We start from the raw sequence: 16,075 nt of genomic DNA, 5'->3' as shown, positions 1-16,075 counted from the left end.
CCCTCCCCTGGAAGATAGGAGAGGGGGGTGCCATTTCCTGTCATGCCGCTCGCTCTTTCGAGGTAACTGGGGGGCCTGAATCCATGTGACTCCCGCTGTATTCCCACAGGGAGCAAAGCATGCTTACGAGCCGCATCTCGTGAACGTTGTGGCAGTGGACCTCCAGGAGCCGTGGGTTCGCAAAAACCAAGGCAAGCACCTGTGCCCGCGATACCGCGACGTTGATCCGATTGAGGCTGAAGAGGAAATCGACCCCGCGCGGGATTTCATCCGCCGACGAAGTGGTCATGGATACCATGCAGACAGGAGCTTCCTGGCCTTGGAACTTGTCGACGGTTCCGATCCGGGAACCAGGAGGAAGCGATCTTCTCAGGGCGTTCACCTGCGCGTTGTAAGGCGCAACGATCAGGATGTCTTGAAGCGTCAGGCTTCTTTCTTTGCCATCACGATCGCGGAACCTGACTCCAATGAGGCGATCCATTTCGCGGCGGATTGCATCGATTTCCTCGACAGCGACCTGTCTGTTACCGGAGTGCTGAACTTCCACAAAGTGAACACCTGAAGATCGATTGGCATCTGAGATGATCGCTTGTCTGGCGGCGCCTTCATCTGAGGCGAGCCGGCTCTCATAAATGATGTCGGAGATAAACCGGCACACGTCGGGATGCATCCGGCGTGATATTGGCAAGAAAATGCCCATGTCGGCCGGAACAGTGTTATGCCCGGCGAGCAGATACTCGAGCGACGACAGCCCACTTTCTCCAGGATGCGCACCCTGAATCGGCTGAGGCAACTGCATAGGATCGCCAACCAGCACGATGTTTTTGGCACAGGTGCCCATCGCAACGATGTTCGCCACCGAAACCTGGCCAGCCTCGTCGACAAACAGATAGTCGAAAGCCTGTTGGAATTCTGGCCTTGAGAGCAGCCAAGCCGTCCCGCCCACTACTGAGGCCGTGATCAACTGACTGTCTTCATTTTTGGACGTGACGTAGATGGAGCCATACGGATCGTCGAAGCCGTCTCCCCCCTTCTTTGCTATGGCGACCGATGTGCCGGCTTCGTTGGCTCTATCGACCACCGCACACAGCAGATTGTCGATGGCCTTGTGGCTGTTGGAGGCGACTGCAATCCGCTTCCCTCGCTTGACCAAATCTAGGATAGCGCAGGAACTGACGTAAGTCTTTCCAGTGCCTGGTGGTCCCTGGACGGCCACTGTACTGCGATCGAGGTCACCGACCGCGGTGATGACTTCCGGAACGACATCTGAAGACGGATCGATGATGTTTGGCTGTCTACGATGGCTCAGAAAGCGAGGTCTGCAACGCTGCAAGAAATCCAGGATTGCCGGGAACTGCCTATCGTCCCGAACGATTGAGGCCACAGCGCGTTGAATGGCGCCTTCGATGGTCCGGGTATCCAGCGGTCCTGCAGGAATCAGGCACGTCGATTCGAGTGCATCATCGTAGCGGTTCATTGAAAACTGCACGACCGCGCGATTGGTGGTTCGATCGATCTCGATCAGCTTCGCGGAAGACGGCAGGCCGTCCACCTCGATATGGCAATCTCCCACGTCGATCTTCGTCTCCTGTGCCGGAAACTCATAGGTGCGCTGCCAGTACCTGCCGGCAACGGACGTTGCCGAGACAGCTTCCAGCCCGCCGAGGCAGTCGAGATCATCCACCAGTTCATCCGCCTCCCTCCCTATCTTGTCAAAGATCGACCACCAGGCCGGCTTCTTTTCTCGCGGGTGGAAGTAGCTCAGATCAAACAGCAGGTCGGCCAGCCGATCCCCTAGTTGCGCACGAACTGGCTGCAGCCTTTCCCGCAGTTCGTCCGCGGCTGCTTGCTCGGCAGCAACTCTCTCAAGATTACAGCCGGCGCCTTCGTCCGCCCCTCCTCGATCCCGCCATTCCATGTTTGGGGGACGCACCTCGGCTATTAACCAGTCGCGGAGCAGCTGCGTGGAGACGCAGTCAACCCGGTTGTAGTCGCGGATTTCATCGAGAATGCTTTGGTCGCCCATCTCGCGCCATTTTTCGTAGGCGACTACGCTGCCACCGGCAGTCTTCACCTCCCCGGTGCGTGCTTCCATGTAGAAAACTTCCAGATTCTTGAGCGAGTAGCGCGGTTCCGACGCAATCAGACCTGCCGAGACCACGCTGTAAAGATCGACGAACCTGTTCTCCCTGAGCATCTGATCCAGCAGCGCCTCGCCTACGCCATGACTGCTGGTGAGCCGGCGCAGGGCCGAAATCTCATACGCGGCGTAGTGATAGATGTGTGCTCTCGGGAACCGCTTCAGACGGTCCTCGAAGAAGACCATCAGCTGCCGCAGCGCCTCTTTCTCTTCCGTGCGATTGTGCGCCCAGAAATCTCGAAATTCTCCAATGCCTCCACTGTCGAACCAGACCCCATGGAGATATTCCAGCCCGTCCTCGTAGAAGGGGTCGCCTTCGATGTCATAGAACAGGTCTCCTGCGTCGGGCTTCGGAAGCAGAGCCAGGCCCCGGCTAGGGTCGAACGGCTTAAGCTCGAACGAAGGCCGCCCTCCGGCCCGCCGCGCCGTCTGCAGACGAGCCTGGCTTCGCAACCTGCTCAGCGTCGTCTCCGCTAGCTTCGGGACTCCTTCATTGTGCTGCCCAAGGGCAGCCATTGTCGTCACACCAGCTGCAATCAGCTTGCTCCGCTGGCTCCTGGAGATGCCAGCCACAAGGGCAAGGCTGTCCGACTCCTCCCAATGCGTCTGGCAAACCTCGCGCCAGCGGCACAGGTCGCACATCTTCACCGGATCGGGAGAGGTCGCGGGCGGATCGGCTACAAAGCGTTCCAGCCGGGATCGTGCATGGCGAGCATATGCCGCATAGTCCAATAGCCTGAAGGAGAAACGCTCACCGTTCCCCAGCTCAATGTGGGCATATTCCGGTTGAAGACCCTGAGCCTTAGCCAAGAGATCCGAATACAGCACAAGCTGCAGAATGTGTTTCGGGTCCGGCTTCCGTTTCAGCTTGGTATCAATGACCTCATAGGAATAGGCGCCCAGCAACGAGGGCTTATCGACCTTGATGAGAAAATCGGACCACCCGCCCCAGGGCAGCCCGACAAACGCGCCCTGGAAGAGGACATCCGCGCCGGCAAAGAGCGCCGCACGCGTTTCCTTGGCAGCGGCTGGCAAATCCCGGTCGCGGCCGAACTCGATAACGCGATGGCCTTCTGCACGCAGCTTGGCAAGAAACTTCGCTTCGTGGGCGTCGCCCTGCTTCTGGAGGATTTTGGCATCCTCCGTGTCCTCGGCGGGGAAAAGAGGTTCCCCCTTCGCGTATCTGAGATCCATCGCGGTAGCATGATTACAGCCCATGAACCGCATCAGGTCCGATGCGGAAAGCAAAATCTCCGAGCCTTCCAGTTTCATTTCACTCCCCCACCCAACTCATAATAGAACCGTAAGCACTGATCGTGACAATAGCTGTCACCCGGATTGGTGAAGATCGATGTCATTTGAGAAGGCGCAGCAGCTGATTGAGCTTGCAACGTATGTTGCAGCCCGAAGAATGGGCGTGACAGTTGACGACGTCGGGGAGCGGTTTCGCGTATCCAAACGCACCGCGCAGCGGATGCTGCATACGCTCGAAGTTCAATTTCCCGATACCGAACCCAGCTTCGAAGACGATGGGCGTAAACGTTGGCGGTTACAGACGGGAGCTCTGCGCGATCTGCTCACGCTCACTCCCGATGAACTGGCGGCGCTGGATCTCTCGATTGAGACACTTGAACGGAATGCTCAAGGTCTGGAGGCCGAGCACCTCCGTTCTTTGCGAGAAAAAATACTGGCGCTGGTGCCGGGCAATCGGATCGCACGTCTGGAAACTGACCACGAAGCATTGCTTGAGGCGCAGGGTCTCGCAGCCCGCCCGGGGCCTACGACAAGGCTGGCGCCACACGTGGGTTCGACCATAGCAACGGCGCTCAAGGGGTCGCAGCGGTTGAAGATCGTCTACCAGTCCCGCGGGTCAGCTACATCCACCGAGCGGGTGGTCGAACCTTATGGAGTGTTGATCGGAATCCGACGCTATCTGGTGGCCAGGCCAACAACTGATCGCGCGGGTCCACTCAGGCACTTCGTGGCTGAGAAGATCGAACACGCGGAACTGACCGGCGAGGTCTTCGAACGTGATCCAGGCTTCGACATTCATGCGCATGCGCGCAAGGCGTTCGGAGCTTTTCAGAACGAGAGTGAGTTTGGCGAAGTCATCTGGAAGTTCAAGCCTGACGCAGCGCTGCATGCACGAACTTTCCTGTTCCATCCGGCTCAGATCCTGGAGGATCAATCCGACGGTTCACTGATAGTGCGTTTCTGGGCCTCCGGTCATATGGAGATGTGCTGGCACCTCTACATGTGGGGAGACAAGGTTGAGGTCGTGGCGCCGGAGGCCCTTCGCAGAATGGTCGAGGCGCACCAGCGCTCTGACTTTCCCTCGCTTCCATAGAATGCAATTTCCCAAACAGCTTTGAACCGCGGGAACCTCACGATCCGCGGCTGGTGACAGATTCTGTCATTAGCCTGTGGAAACCTGAAATCCCGAGGGATTGGCAGCCTAGGCAGACACCTAAGCGCAGCCCAGTATCTGTTTCGGGGAATCAAAGCCTTCTCACGCGAAGGCAAAAGGTGAGGGCATGGCTTTTCGATTTGTTCATACGGCGGACGTTCACCTGGATTCGCCTCTTCGGTCGCTGGCGCTGCGCAACCCGGAACTAGGCGAACTGATTGGCAACGCGACGCGGCGTGCTTTTGTCAATATCGTCGATCTCTGCCTATCCGAGCAGGTCAACGCGCTTCTTCTCGCGGGTGATCTCTACGATGGCGATCAGACCTCCATGAAAACTGCGCGGTTCCTTTCCGAGCAAATCCGCCGACTGGACCAAGCCGGAGTACGGGTGTTCATCATCCGAGGCAACCACGATGCGTTGTCGAAGATCACCAGAGAACTAACGTACCCGGAAACCGTAAAAGTCTACGGTGGGCGCCCGGAGGCTATCTCGCTCGAATTGGATCAAGCGACCCCTGTGGTTATTCACGGGCTTAGCTTTGCGCAGGCCCAGTGTCCCGAAAATCTGGTGGGAAAGTACAAACCACGGATCGAGGGCGCTGTTAACATCGGTCTTCTGCACACCAGCCTCGCAGGAACGCGGGGGCACGATCCCTACGCACCCTGCGACGTCTCGGATCTGGAGGCGACAGAGTTCGACTATTGGGCGCTCGGTCACATTCACAAGCGATCAATCAGTAACGGACGCTGCACGATCGTGATGCCTGGCATGCCCCAGGGGCGCGACATCAACGAATCTGGTCCGAAATCGGTGAGTCTTGTTACGATCGCTGATGACCGAACCGTCCACATTGAGGAAAGGTTCACCAGCATCGCCCAATTCGAGCGCGTCGTGATCGACCTCGACGGCATCGCAGATTGGCGTCACATGGTGACCACGGTAGCGGGCAACCTGGGGGCCGCGCGGGAAGCTGCAAATTCCGATCACCTTGTGGTCCGGCTTTCCTTCACCGGACGAACGCCGCTCGCATGGCAGCTCCGTAACGACGTCGACCTCATCAAGACCGAAGCCGAGCACAGGGCATCTGTCATTGGCCGGACCTGGATCGAGAAAGTGGAGATCCAGTGCACCGACCTCGTTTCTGCGGATGGGACCAACGGAGATCCACTCGTCGAACTTCGAGAGCTTGTCGGAAGCGAGATCATCGGTTCGGAAGCTTACCATGCGGCGCTCATCGATATTGGGGAGGAGCTTCGTGGTCATCTGCCACCTGAAAGCAGAGGTACTTTCGGTGCTGATCAGGAGGAGTTTCGGGCGACGTTGCGCCTGCTCGCGCAGGAGGGGGTCGAAGATGTGCTCGCACGGCTCCATCGTCGGAAGCAGGATGAGGTAGCATGATGCGCATCAACCGGCTTGACCTTACCCGCTACGGCAAATTCACCGACAAGCACATCGACTTCGGGCCCGTGGAGCCGGGCCGTCCAGATCTACATATCATCTACGGTCCGAACGAGGCGGGCAAATCGACCGCCCTATCTGCATTCCTCGACCTTCTCTTCGGCATCGAGTCCCGCAGCCGCTATGATTTCCTCCATCCTTACTCAACGATGCGCATCGGGGCCGCATTGGACATCGGTGGTGTTGCCCGTGAGCTAGTCCGGATCAAGAAGCCCCAAAGCAGTCTGCTCGGTCCGGGCGATCAGCCGATCGGCGAGCATTTGATACTCGGCGAGCTTGGTGGGGTTGAGCGGGACGTCTATTGCGCGATGTTTTCCCTCGACGATGACACCCTTGAGGAAGGCGGGAAGAGCATCCTGGCCAGCAAGGGTGATCTCGGACAGCTTCTGTTTTCGGCAAGCACAGGTTTGGCCGCACTAAGCCAGACACTTGTTGAATTGCGTTCGCAGGCCGACGGCCTTTTCAAACTCCGTGCCCGAAGCAGTGAAATCGGCGACTTGAAAGGTCGGCTTTCCGATCTGAAGGAGCGAAAAGAGCAGATTGACACGCTCGCCAGCCATTACCGCCAGATGGTGGAAACCAAGGAGCGGTCACTGGCACACTATGACGAAGCGATGGCTGACCGAACCCGGACGCAGCTTCGGCTTGACGAGATTAAGAACCTGCTGACCGCACTGCCACGACTGGCGGAATTGCGGGACATCCGCGACAGTCTCGCTGAGTTGCAAGATGTTCCCGAAGCGCCGCCTTCGTGGGGAAACCAACTTCCGGTAATTCATCAGGAAGACATCGAGCTTGCCGTGAAACGGGAGACGGCGAAAGCGTCCATCGCCGAGATTGAGAAAGGGCTCAATGCCATTGCCGTTGACGACATCGCGCTCACCTTGGGGCAAAGGATGGACACTATCGGCGAGCTGCACGCCCGTTATGTCACCGCTGAAAGGGATCTGCCGGACCGTCGCCTGCAATTGATGGAAGTCGACCGGGAAATTGCGAGTATTCTGCGGCTTCTCGAACGCCCTGAAGGAGACGAGCCGAGCAGCCTGATGCTCGGAAGTCGCATTTCTGGGAGCATCAGAGATCTCGTTGAACGCCGCTCCGGTATCGACGCGACACTTCAAAACGCGAAGCGCGAAGCCGAAGAGGCGAACCGCCGTCTGAACGAGTTGCGGAGCAAGCTGTCGAGCGAAGCCGCTGCCTCCATAAACGGCAAAGCCATTGCGGCGCTGGCGAGGGAGCTCTCGGCTCTTCGAGAGAACGATCATGCCGCCCGTCGCCGCGTCGCCGAACGCTCCCGTGTGGATCTTAAAGAAACACTGGCGCAGCAGATGTCGGAACTCCGACCGTGGGGTGAAAGCGTTGACCAGGTACGGCAAATGAGAGTGCCGGCACCTTCTGAGCTGGAGGCCTGGAAATCAACTCTGTCTAAAGCGGAAGCCGAGATCGATCGCTACAGCGATGACAGCGGGCGCCTCACGAGTGAGCTGCGGTGTTTGCGAGCCGAACTGGATGCATTGAAGAATTCCACCGGCGTCGTGGACGATCTTGAGGCAGCGACGTCGCGATCAGCGCGTGAAGCGGCATGGGCTACGCATCGTGACGCGCTCGATGAATCGACCGCTGCGGCGTTTGAGATCGAGCTGCGGAAAGACGACCTGATCACCAGCGTACGGCTGGGACAGATGAGCGACCTGGCGAAGCTGAATCAAACTTATCAGAGGCTCGCCGTCGCGGAAGCGGAATTGGAGCGTTCAGCGGAGTTGCTGAACGCGGCGAAGTCGAAACGCGAAGCTATCAGGGCCGAAATTCTGGAGTCCGCTCGGAAAATGGCTCTGACCGTTTCTGGCGAGATCAAGCTAGGTGGGCTTGAGGCATGGCTGGGACGCCGCGAAATGGTCCTCGCGACAGCCGACTTGCTCCGGGAGGCCGAAGGTGACTTACGTCAGGCGGAAGCGGACGGCTCGGCGGCGCGCAACCGGCTCTCGGCGGCATTATCGGCGGCAGCCGTTTCCCAGGATCACTCTGACTCCTACGAAGCGCTTTTGGCCAGGGCCCAGTTCGCCGTTGATCTTGAAGTCGAACACAAGAACTTGAGGGAGCAACTTGAACGCTGCGAAAGGGAGCAGGCTTCCCGCCAGTCAGCCCTTGAAACGGCAACTGCCGACGAGGCGCAATGGGACGCGTCATGGGCTCAGGTTTGCAAGAGCTGTTGGCTCGGCGCAGGAGGAACTATCCCCAGCCTCGCAACCGTCAAGGAGGTCATGGACAGACTTGCTGAACTCGGCCCGGCCGCTCAACGGCAAGCCGGCTTGGCAGATCGCATCGCCAAGATGGAGGAAGATCAGGCAGCCTTCTTGCGCGAACTGTCCGTCATGGCTGCGGAACTCGGATTGGACCGATCAGCAGAGAGTGCCCTGAGACTCTGGGCGCTGATGTCCGCGAGAGTGGAAGAGGCTCGGGCGAAAAAGGCAGAAAGGGAATCCAAGCACCTTGCTCTCGAGGATCAGATTCTCAAAAACCGGGACCTGGAGGCTGAAATCGCGATTTGCGAGCGCCGCAAATCTGAAATGACGCAGCTGTTCGGAGTATCTTCGCTGCAGGAGGTAGAGAAGAAGCTGCGCATGATCGAGCAGAGGAGAGACTTGCGCCGGCGGTCCGATACCATCGAACGCGAAATCCGAGAGGCGCTGTCAATCCAGGACATGGCCGATGTCGAACAGATGCTTGATGCCGCGGATCGGCCTGCGCTGGAGGTCGAGCAGGTAGAACTCAGGGCCCGGTTTGAGGATCAGGATCGGCGCGTACGGGAGCTGTTTACGGCATACAGCAAAGCGTCCGACGAGGTGGATGCCGTCGACGGCGAGAGTGCCGTGGCTGCTCTTGAAGAGCAACGGCGCACGGTCCTCCTGGAAATCGAGGATAAGGCGTTCAGCTACTTCCGCCTTAGGGCCGGCATCGTCGCGGCCGAGCAAGCCTTGCGCCTCTACCGCGACAAGCATCGCAGTTCGATGATGCTTCGCGCCTCGGAAGCTTTTCAGGTGATCAGCCGCGGCGCCTATCGTGGTCTGGCGACCCAGCCTGACAAGGACACCGAAGTCCTTATTGGCATCGGGGCTGATGGGAGTTCCAAGCTTGCGCAGGAAATGTCAAAGGGAACGCGCTTTCAGCTCTATCTCGCGCTCAGAGTGGCCGGCTACCACGAGTTCGCCCAATCTCGCACCCCTGTTCCCTTCATCGCCGACGACATCATGGAGACGTTCGACGACTTCCGTGCCGAGGAAGCCTTCCGGCTATTCGCCGACATGGCGAAAGTGGGTCAGGTAATCTACCTGACGCATCACCAGCATCTTTGTGATATCGCCAGGCGGGTTTGTCCCAATGCGCGCATACACGAGTTGGCGCCGCCGCTCGTCTTGGAAAGCCGTGCGGCCTGATGGGCATGCACAGAAACCGGATAGCTATCCAAGTATCGGCAACACGACCGCGATGGCGCCAGAGGGGTTAGAACTTTGCGGCTCTACCATTTTACGACGGAACAGTTTGGGCTGGTTGCAATCCGAGACCGAAGGCTGAAGGTTGCCCGCGTGATGGAGCTGAATGATCCCTTCGAGTTCCTTGGGCCGATATTCGCGGATAAATCTGAGCGCCAACGCATGCGAAAATTCAAAGCAGAAGTCGATAAGGATTTCGGTTTAATCTGCCTAAGCGACAATTGGAGCCATCCGCTACTTTGGGGTCATTACGCGGACAAGCACAAAGGCGTTTGTCTTGGGTTTGATGTCCTCCAGCCAGAGGATTTCGAAGCGGTTGAATACGTCGAAGAACGGCCGCCTATGAACCAGTTCGGCATCTCAGCTTTTTCAGATTTGCCCGAAGAATCGATTAAGCGAATGCTCCATCTCAAATTCCATGCTTGGAGCTATGAAGCGGAATTCCGGACATTCATCGACCTTAAGGCGACCGTGTACGATGAAAAATCGAAACTGCATTTCGTTCCATTCCGTCCGACCATGAAGCTTGCCCAGGTGATAATGGGTTGGCGTTCGAAATCGACGCGAACTGAGGTTTCGAAAGCACTTGGGTGGCTGAAGCAGGACGTCGAGGTCTTTAAATCTCGGCCAGCGTTCCAAGAGTTTGAGGTTGTGCGGAATCGAGACGACGCACTTTGGGAATAGTTGAACGTCTCAGGCGCGTAGCTAACTTGCCAGAACCTTGCGGCCTTTCTTATCAGGGCCTCTGGTGCCGGCCGCCGATGAGGGAGTTGAACTGGAGGAGTTGTGATTCAGCCCTTTAATTGCGGTTAGCTGTCGATCCTTTTTCGTTCTGCCATCGCCGGGATCGTGCAACCACCAATCCGGCTCCATATCATTCGCCATGCCTCTACGATGCATCGACCCTAACGGCAGAAGTATCCAATCGTTCGACTTGTCGGGCGATCACTGGGAGGCATTGTCTCAAGAAAACAGGCAGTCACGCCACCTCCGAATGCCATGCTGCCAAGCTCAGGTGACGCTCAAGCGATCTAGTCTGGGAACCAAGTTCTTCGCCCATAAAGCCGTTCGTGAATGCAACTGGGCACCCGAGACTGAGGAGCATCTGCACCTGAAACGACTTGCTGTCGAAGCCGCCCGTGCTTCCGGCTGGACCGCGGAAACCGAGGTTCCGGGCGAATCACCCGACAGCGAGCCCTGGAGAGCCGATGTCTTGGCATCAAAAGGGAAGGCCAACGTTGTGATCGAGATCCAATGGTCCGGGCAGACACGGGAGGAAACGCTGAGGCGGCAAGAACGGTATCGAGAATCCGGTATCCGTGGGCTTTGGCTATTACGCCAGCCAGGCTTTCCCATTAGCGAGAGCCTTCCGGCCGTTTGCGTTGGCGGAAACGTTCGAGAAGGAATGACGGCTCTCATTCCGAAAACGACAGAGATGCTAGCGCGCGACCGTCGTAATCCTGATCGCTGGCATCAAGTGCTGCCGATGGACGAGTTCCTCAGGGCAGCCTTTGGCGGACGGTTCAAGTTTGGCGTGGACCCTGATTACGAGGCGACCCTTCGCATTCGGACGGGCAGCATGTTTTGCTGGTCCTGCGGTGCGGAGACCAGAATCGTCTTGTACCTGGAAATTGCGGTGGGCGACAAGAATGTCCTCATCACGATTCCAAACCTCGGAGAGTACCCTCGGGCGTCCGAGATGGTCCGCCGACGGTTGCTACGCCATCAGGGAATTGGAGTTATAAAGTATCGGTTCAGCGGTTCGCAAGGACGCAAGTATCTGAGCAATGGCTGCGTTCATTGCGACAGCCTCATCGGAGAGTTCTATGAACTCGACGCGAGACGCGACGAGGAGCCTTTGGATACGTATCAGGTGCGGGTTGCGGACGGCTGGAAGGAGGTCATTGATAGCCGCGGATGGCAGGACACTTGGTCCGTGCGATCCTAAGTTCCGGTCCTTGGACACCTCGTCCCACAGTTGCCGCCATCGGAGCCTCCACCATGCGCAAGATGAAGCAGCCGCCATACAGGCCCAATCGGCGAAGCTGCGAAAACGGCCAACGCCCGGACGTCGTCAATTTTGTTCATGCCGCTTTGCGGGGCAGAGCTCGGTCGGGGGCGATCCAGCTTGACTCCTCGGCTTTGGCTTCGAGAGTCATGGAGATGCCAAGTTCGGTTAAAGTCACATGCATTTCGACTTCATCGAGCGCGGGATGAATGACCAACATTGCCCGATTGGCCAGTGGGCTTCTCAACCTATTGCTGGCTAAGAGCGGTTACGCTCACATGCTCTGCGTCGCCGGAAGGGGAAACTTGGCGAAAGCTAATTGTGAGTGCGCGCTGTCCATTGCGATTCCCGAATCTTCCCGTATTTTCTCACGCTGGGCAGGGTTTCATTGGAACGTCCATGAATACCGATGTAATGACAATCCGAGAGGTGGCGGAGTATCTCAAGCTCACCGAAAAAACGGCCTATCGGCTCGCGGCAGATGGGGCCATTCCCGGTTTCAAAGTTGGAGGCGCCTGGCGGTTTCGTAAGGGAGATATTGACGATTGGATTGAGGCACGGAAGCTGCAGAGCAGAAAAGGCGGGGCGAACTATTTAAATGAAGATAATCGATAACACCTCGCAGCTTCTTGGGGATGACCTTAAGGGCACGGTCGATCGCGGTTCGCGGCTGAAAATAGCTGCGTCGTGTTTCTCGATCTATGCCTTTGAGGCTCTGAAAGCTGAGCTTTCCAAGGTTGAAAGCCTTCAGTTTATCTTCACTGCCCCGACGTTCGTACCGACGGAGGTTACGGACCGCTTGCGCAAGGAACGGCGAGAGTTCTTCATCCCGAAAGCGCGGCGGGAGAGCGGTCTTTACGGAACGGAGTTTGAAATCCAGCTCCGCAACAAGCTGACGCAAAGGGCGGTGGCGCGCGAATGCGCCGACTGGATTCGAAAAAAGGCCAGGTTCCGTTCGAACACCACGAAAGCCCCGATGCAGCAGTTCCTACATGTGGCGGGCGATGACGGCGGAATTGCCTACATGCCGATCAGCGGCTTTACGGCCGTCGATCTCGGCTATCAGAAAGGCGATGCCGTCTCGAATTTCGTGACGCGGTTCGACGACCCGAACCACACGCAGATGTACCTCCAGCTGTTCGACCAAATCTGGTCCGACCCGGAGAAGCTGAACGATGTCACGGCCGCGATCTGCGACCACATCGAGTCCGTCTATCAGGAGAATTCGCCGGAGCGCATCTACTTCCTGATGCTATACAACATTTTCCAGGACTTCCTTGAGGATATCGACGAGGACGTCCTGCCGAACGACCTCACCGGCTATCGTGACAGCGTCGTCTGGAACAAGCTCTTCAATTATCAGAAGGACGCGGCCACCGGGATCATCAACAAGCTCGAAACCTATAACGGCTGCATCCTCGCCGACAGTGTCGGCCTGGGGAAGACGTTCACTGCGTTGGCCGTTGTCAAATATTACGAGTTGCGCAATCGGGCCGTCCTGGTGCTCTGCCCGAAAAAGCTCGCGGACAACTGGCGGAACTACAACACCAACCTGACGACCAACATCTTCGCCAAGGACCGGTTCAACTACGATGTCCTGTGCCACACCGATCTGTCGCGCACATCCGGCGAGTCCTTCGGCATTCCGCTCAATCGCATAAACTGGGGCAATTACGACCTCGTCGTGATCGACGAGTCCCACAATTTCCGGAACAACGATGTCTTCAAGGATCGGGAGACACGCTACCAGAAGCTGATGAACAAGGTCATCCGCGCAGGCGTGAAGACCAAGGTTCTGATGCTCTCCGCGACGCCGGTGAACAACCGATTCACCGACCTGCGCAACCAACTTGCGCTCGCCTACGAAGGCCAGTCGGAGGCTCTCAGCCAGAATCTGAAGACGAAGACCAGCGTCGAGGAAATCTTCCGCCGCGCGCAAAAGGCTTTCAATGCCTGGACGCTTCTGCCGCCGGACGAGCGGACCTCGGCCTCGATCCTCAAGGCGTTGGACTTCGACTTTTTCGAGCTTCTCGATGCCGTGACGATCGCCCGGTCGCGCAAGCACATTGAGACGTTCTACGACACGAAGGACATCGGCAAGTTCCCCCAGCGCTGCAAGCCGCTGTCATTCCACTGCCCGATCACGCAGCGGACGGACGTGATGGGCCTGAACGATATCTTCACCCAGCTCTCCGTGCTGAAGCTCGCGGTATACGCACCCATAAGCTACATCCTTCCGAGCCGGCTGCGGAAGTACGAGGAGATTTACGACACCCAGGTCGAGGGTGGCCGTGGCAAGCTTCGGCAGGCCGATCGCGAGCGCAGCCTTCAGGCGCTGATGACCACCAACCTCCTCAAGCGCCTTGAAAGTTCCGTCGAGGCGTTCCGCCTCACCCTGCGTTCGCTCGGCGGGAATATCTCGCGCGCCATCGACGCTATTCATGATTTCGAGCGGTCGGGCGGCACGCAGAGCGTGAGTGATTTTCTGGCGGACGAGGAATTGCTCGACGCCGAAGACGAGGATCTGGCCGGGCTGGGCGACTTCACCGTCGGCAAGAAGGTGCAGATCAGCCTTGCCGACATGGACCTGCCGTCGTGGAAGCATGATCTCGAGGCCGACCTCGCGCTCATCGAGGACCTGACCGCCTCGATGGACAAGGTCGAACCGGATGACGACGCCAAGCTCCAGCATCTCATGGAGGTGCTCCGGCAGAAGGTCAGCGAGCCCCTCAATCCGGGCAACAGGAAGGTCCTGATCTTCACGGCCTTCGCCGACACGGCGAATTATCTCTATGCCAACCTGGCGCCGTTAGCGCAGCAGCTGGGGTTGCAGACCGGCAAGGTGACGGGCTCGGGCGCGCCGAAAACCACGCTCAGGAAGAGCTATGACTTTCAGGGCGTGCTCACGCTCTTTTCGCCGCGGTCCAAGGAGAAGGCGATCGTATTGCCCAACGAACCGGGCGAGCTGGATATCCTGATCGGCACGGACTGCATCTCTGAAGGCCAGAACCTTCAGGACTGCGATTTCCTCGTCAATTACGACATTCACTGGAACCCGGTGCGTATCATCCAGCGCTTCGGCCGGATCGACCGCATCGGCTCGCAGAACGCCCAGATCCAGCTGGTCAACTATTGGCCTGACATCTCGCTCGATGAGTACATCAACCTCAAGGAACGGGTCGAGAATCGCATGGTGATCGCCGACGTCAGCGCCACCGGCGATGACAATGTCCTCACGGCCAAGAGCAGCGATATCGCCTATCGCAAGGACCAGCTGAAGCGTCTTCAGGAGGAAGTCATCGAGCTGGAGGACGTGAAGACCGGTATCTCGATCACCGATCTCGGTCTCAACGATTTCCGGATGGACCTGCTCAATTACGTCAAGGAGCACGGCGAGCTCGACAACCTGCCGAACGGGATGCACGCCGTCGTTCCCGCACAGCCCGAATTGGGCCTTCGGCCGGGCGCGATCTTCGCGCTCAAGAACATCCACGACAGCGTCAACATTAACCAGCAGAACCGGCTGCACCCCTACTACCTGGTCTACATCGGGAATGACGGCGAGATCGTCGCCGACCACACCGAGGTGAAGCGCCTGCTCGACCTCGTCCGCTCAAGCTGCAAAGGGCGGCCCGATCCTGTCCAGGACGTCTGCCGCATCTTCAATGAGCGCACGCAGGACGGGCGGAAGATGGATCGCTATTCCGAGCTGCTGAGCAGCGCCATCCGCTCCATGATCGAGGTTAAGGAAGAGAAGGATATCGACAGCCTGTTCAGCGGCGGCCGCACCACGGCGCTGGTACATAGCATTGCGGGGCTGAACGACTTCGAGCTGATCGCCTTTGTCGTGATCGAGGGGGCCGGCGCATGACGGCCTTCTTCGACTATCCCAAGAGCGCAGCCTTCGGCCGGGTCGTGCCGAAGAACAAGATATACGAGCATGCCGGCGCCAACACCGCGCTCAAGGATCTGTTCGTGCGCGAGGTTGATCAGATCGTCTGGCGGTTCAAGCTGGCTCCTGAGACGACCAACCTCGACGCCACCTCCGCCGTGTCCGAGGTCCAGGTGTTTGGCATATCTCTCAAGATGGGAAAGCTCGACGAAGCCGTCCTGCGCGCGATCGACAAGGCGATTCCGTTCCATTTGATCTTCGAGCTGACCTGGCGCGGAAAACGCCGGGCGACTGCCGCCTTCAAGCGCCTGAGCGAGGCGGACGGCTCCAAGTGGGTGATCAGCGAGTATTTTGGCACGGACTGGGTGCCGGAGGATGCGCCGCGTGCGCCCCTGCCCGTCGCGCTCGATCTGGCCGCGCTCTATGACCGCCTGCTCACCGCCATGATGCCCGCATCCGCGCAAATCAGCGAGGGCATCCAGACGCGGGTGGACCGGATGGAGGCCATCCGGGCCAAGACGCGGGACATGGAGCGGATCAAGGCGCGGCTCGCCCGTGAAAAGCAATTCAACAAGCGCGTGGCGATCAATGCCGAGCTGCGCGCGGCCAAGCAGGAACTGGAACGGCTGACTGCGGGCGACCCCTTCGGCGCTGTGACGGACAAGTAAGAGGACAAGC

Annotated in this window: 10 protein-coding genes; 8 read left to right on the top strand and 2 right to left on the bottom strand. The window is 58.3% G+C overall.

The genetic code is table 11. From position 1 onward, the window contains the following. Positions 1-40: 40 nt before the first annotated feature. Positions 41-3,412, bottom strand: a complete 3,372-nt coding sequence (locus HNQ95_RS16185) for a TM0106 family RecB-like putative nuclease (protein ID WP_182574536.1) — start codon at positions 3,410-3,412, stop codon at positions 41-43. A gap of 79 nt (positions 3,413-3,491) precedes the next feature. Between HNQ95_RS16185 and HNQ95_RS16180 the strand changes: the two genes are divergently transcribed. The 5 genes from HNQ95_RS16180 (at position 3,492) to HNQ95_RS16160 (ending at position 11,445) form a co-directional block, all read left to right on the top strand. Next, complete coding sequence (locus HNQ95_RS16180) at positions 3,492-4,487, top strand: helix-turn-helix transcriptional regulator (protein WP_182574537.1); 996 nt, start codon at positions 3,492-3,494, stop codon at positions 4,485-4,487. 187 nt (positions 4,488-4,674) lie between these two features. Further along, positions 4,675-5,946 carry a metallophosphoesterase family protein gene (locus HNQ95_RS16175; protein ID WP_128298499.1) on the top strand — a complete coding sequence of 424 codons (1,272 nt, stop codon included), beginning with the start codon at positions 4,675-4,677 and terminating at the stop codon, positions 5,944-5,946. Continuing rightward, complete coding sequence (locus HNQ95_RS16170) at positions 5,943-9,440, top strand: AAA family ATPase (protein WP_246340782.1); 3,498 nt, start codon at positions 5,943-5,945, stop codon at positions 9,438-9,440. Before HNQ95_RS16175 ends, HNQ95_RS16170 begins: the two co-directional genes overlap by 4 nt. A gap of 153 nt (positions 9,441-9,593) precedes the next feature. Continuing rightward, complete coding sequence (locus HNQ95_RS16165; protein WP_246719249.1) at positions 9,594-10,181, top strand: DUF2971 domain-containing protein; 588 nt, start codon at positions 9,594-9,596, stop codon at positions 10,179-10,181. A gap of 331 nt (positions 10,182-10,512) precedes the next feature. Beyond that, positions 10,513-11,445 carry a competence protein CoiA family protein gene (locus HNQ95_RS16160; protein ID WP_446680311.1) on the top strand — a complete coding sequence of 311 codons (933 nt, stop codon included), beginning with the start codon at positions 10,513-10,515 and terminating at the stop codon, positions 11,443-11,445. A gap of 136 nt (positions 11,446-11,581) precedes the next feature. Here the strand turns inward: HNQ95_RS16160 and HNQ95_RS33430 are convergent, their stop codons facing one another. Then, entirely contained in the window at positions 11,582-11,725 is a 144-nt protein-coding gene (locus tag HNQ95_RS33430; RefSeq protein WP_210289160.1) for a hypothetical protein, read from the bottom strand. A gap of 179 nt (positions 11,726-11,904) precedes the next feature. Here HNQ95_RS33430 and mads1 point away from each other — a divergent pair, with 179 nt between their 5' ends. From mads1 to HNQ95_RS16145, 3 genes are all read left to right on the top strand, one after another. After that, a complete protein-coding gene (gene mads1, locus HNQ95_RS16155; protein WP_182574540.1) occupies positions 11,905-12,120 on the top strand; it encodes a methylation-associated defense system helix-turn-helix domain-containing protein MAD1 in 216 nt (71 codons plus the stop codon). Positions 12,121-12,481: 361 nt separating this feature from the next. After that, positions 12,482-15,376, top strand: a complete 2,895-nt coding sequence (locus HNQ95_RS16150; RefSeq protein WP_246340784.1) for a DEAD/DEAH box helicase family protein — start codon at positions 12,482-12,484, stop codon at positions 15,374-15,376. After that, the gene (locus HNQ95_RS16145; RefSeq protein ID WP_182574542.1) at positions 15,373-16,065 is read left to right on the top strand and encodes a DUF4391 domain-containing protein; all 693 of its coding nucleotides are present in this window, start codon (positions 15,373-15,375) and stop codon (positions 16,063-16,065) included. The genes HNQ95_RS16150 and HNQ95_RS16145 overlap by 4 nt, the downstream gene beginning before the upstream one ends. Positions 16,066-16,075: the final 10 nt, after the last annotated feature.

The sequence above is a fragment of the Aminobacter ciceronei genome, from assembly GCF_014138625.1.
GTDB lineage: Bacteria > Pseudomonadota > Alphaproteobacteria > Rhizobiales > Rhizobiaceae > Aminobacter > Aminobacter ciceronei.
The sequence above is the reverse complement of the archived record's forward strand: the minus strand, read 5'-3'. Positions and strand labels throughout refer to the sequence as shown.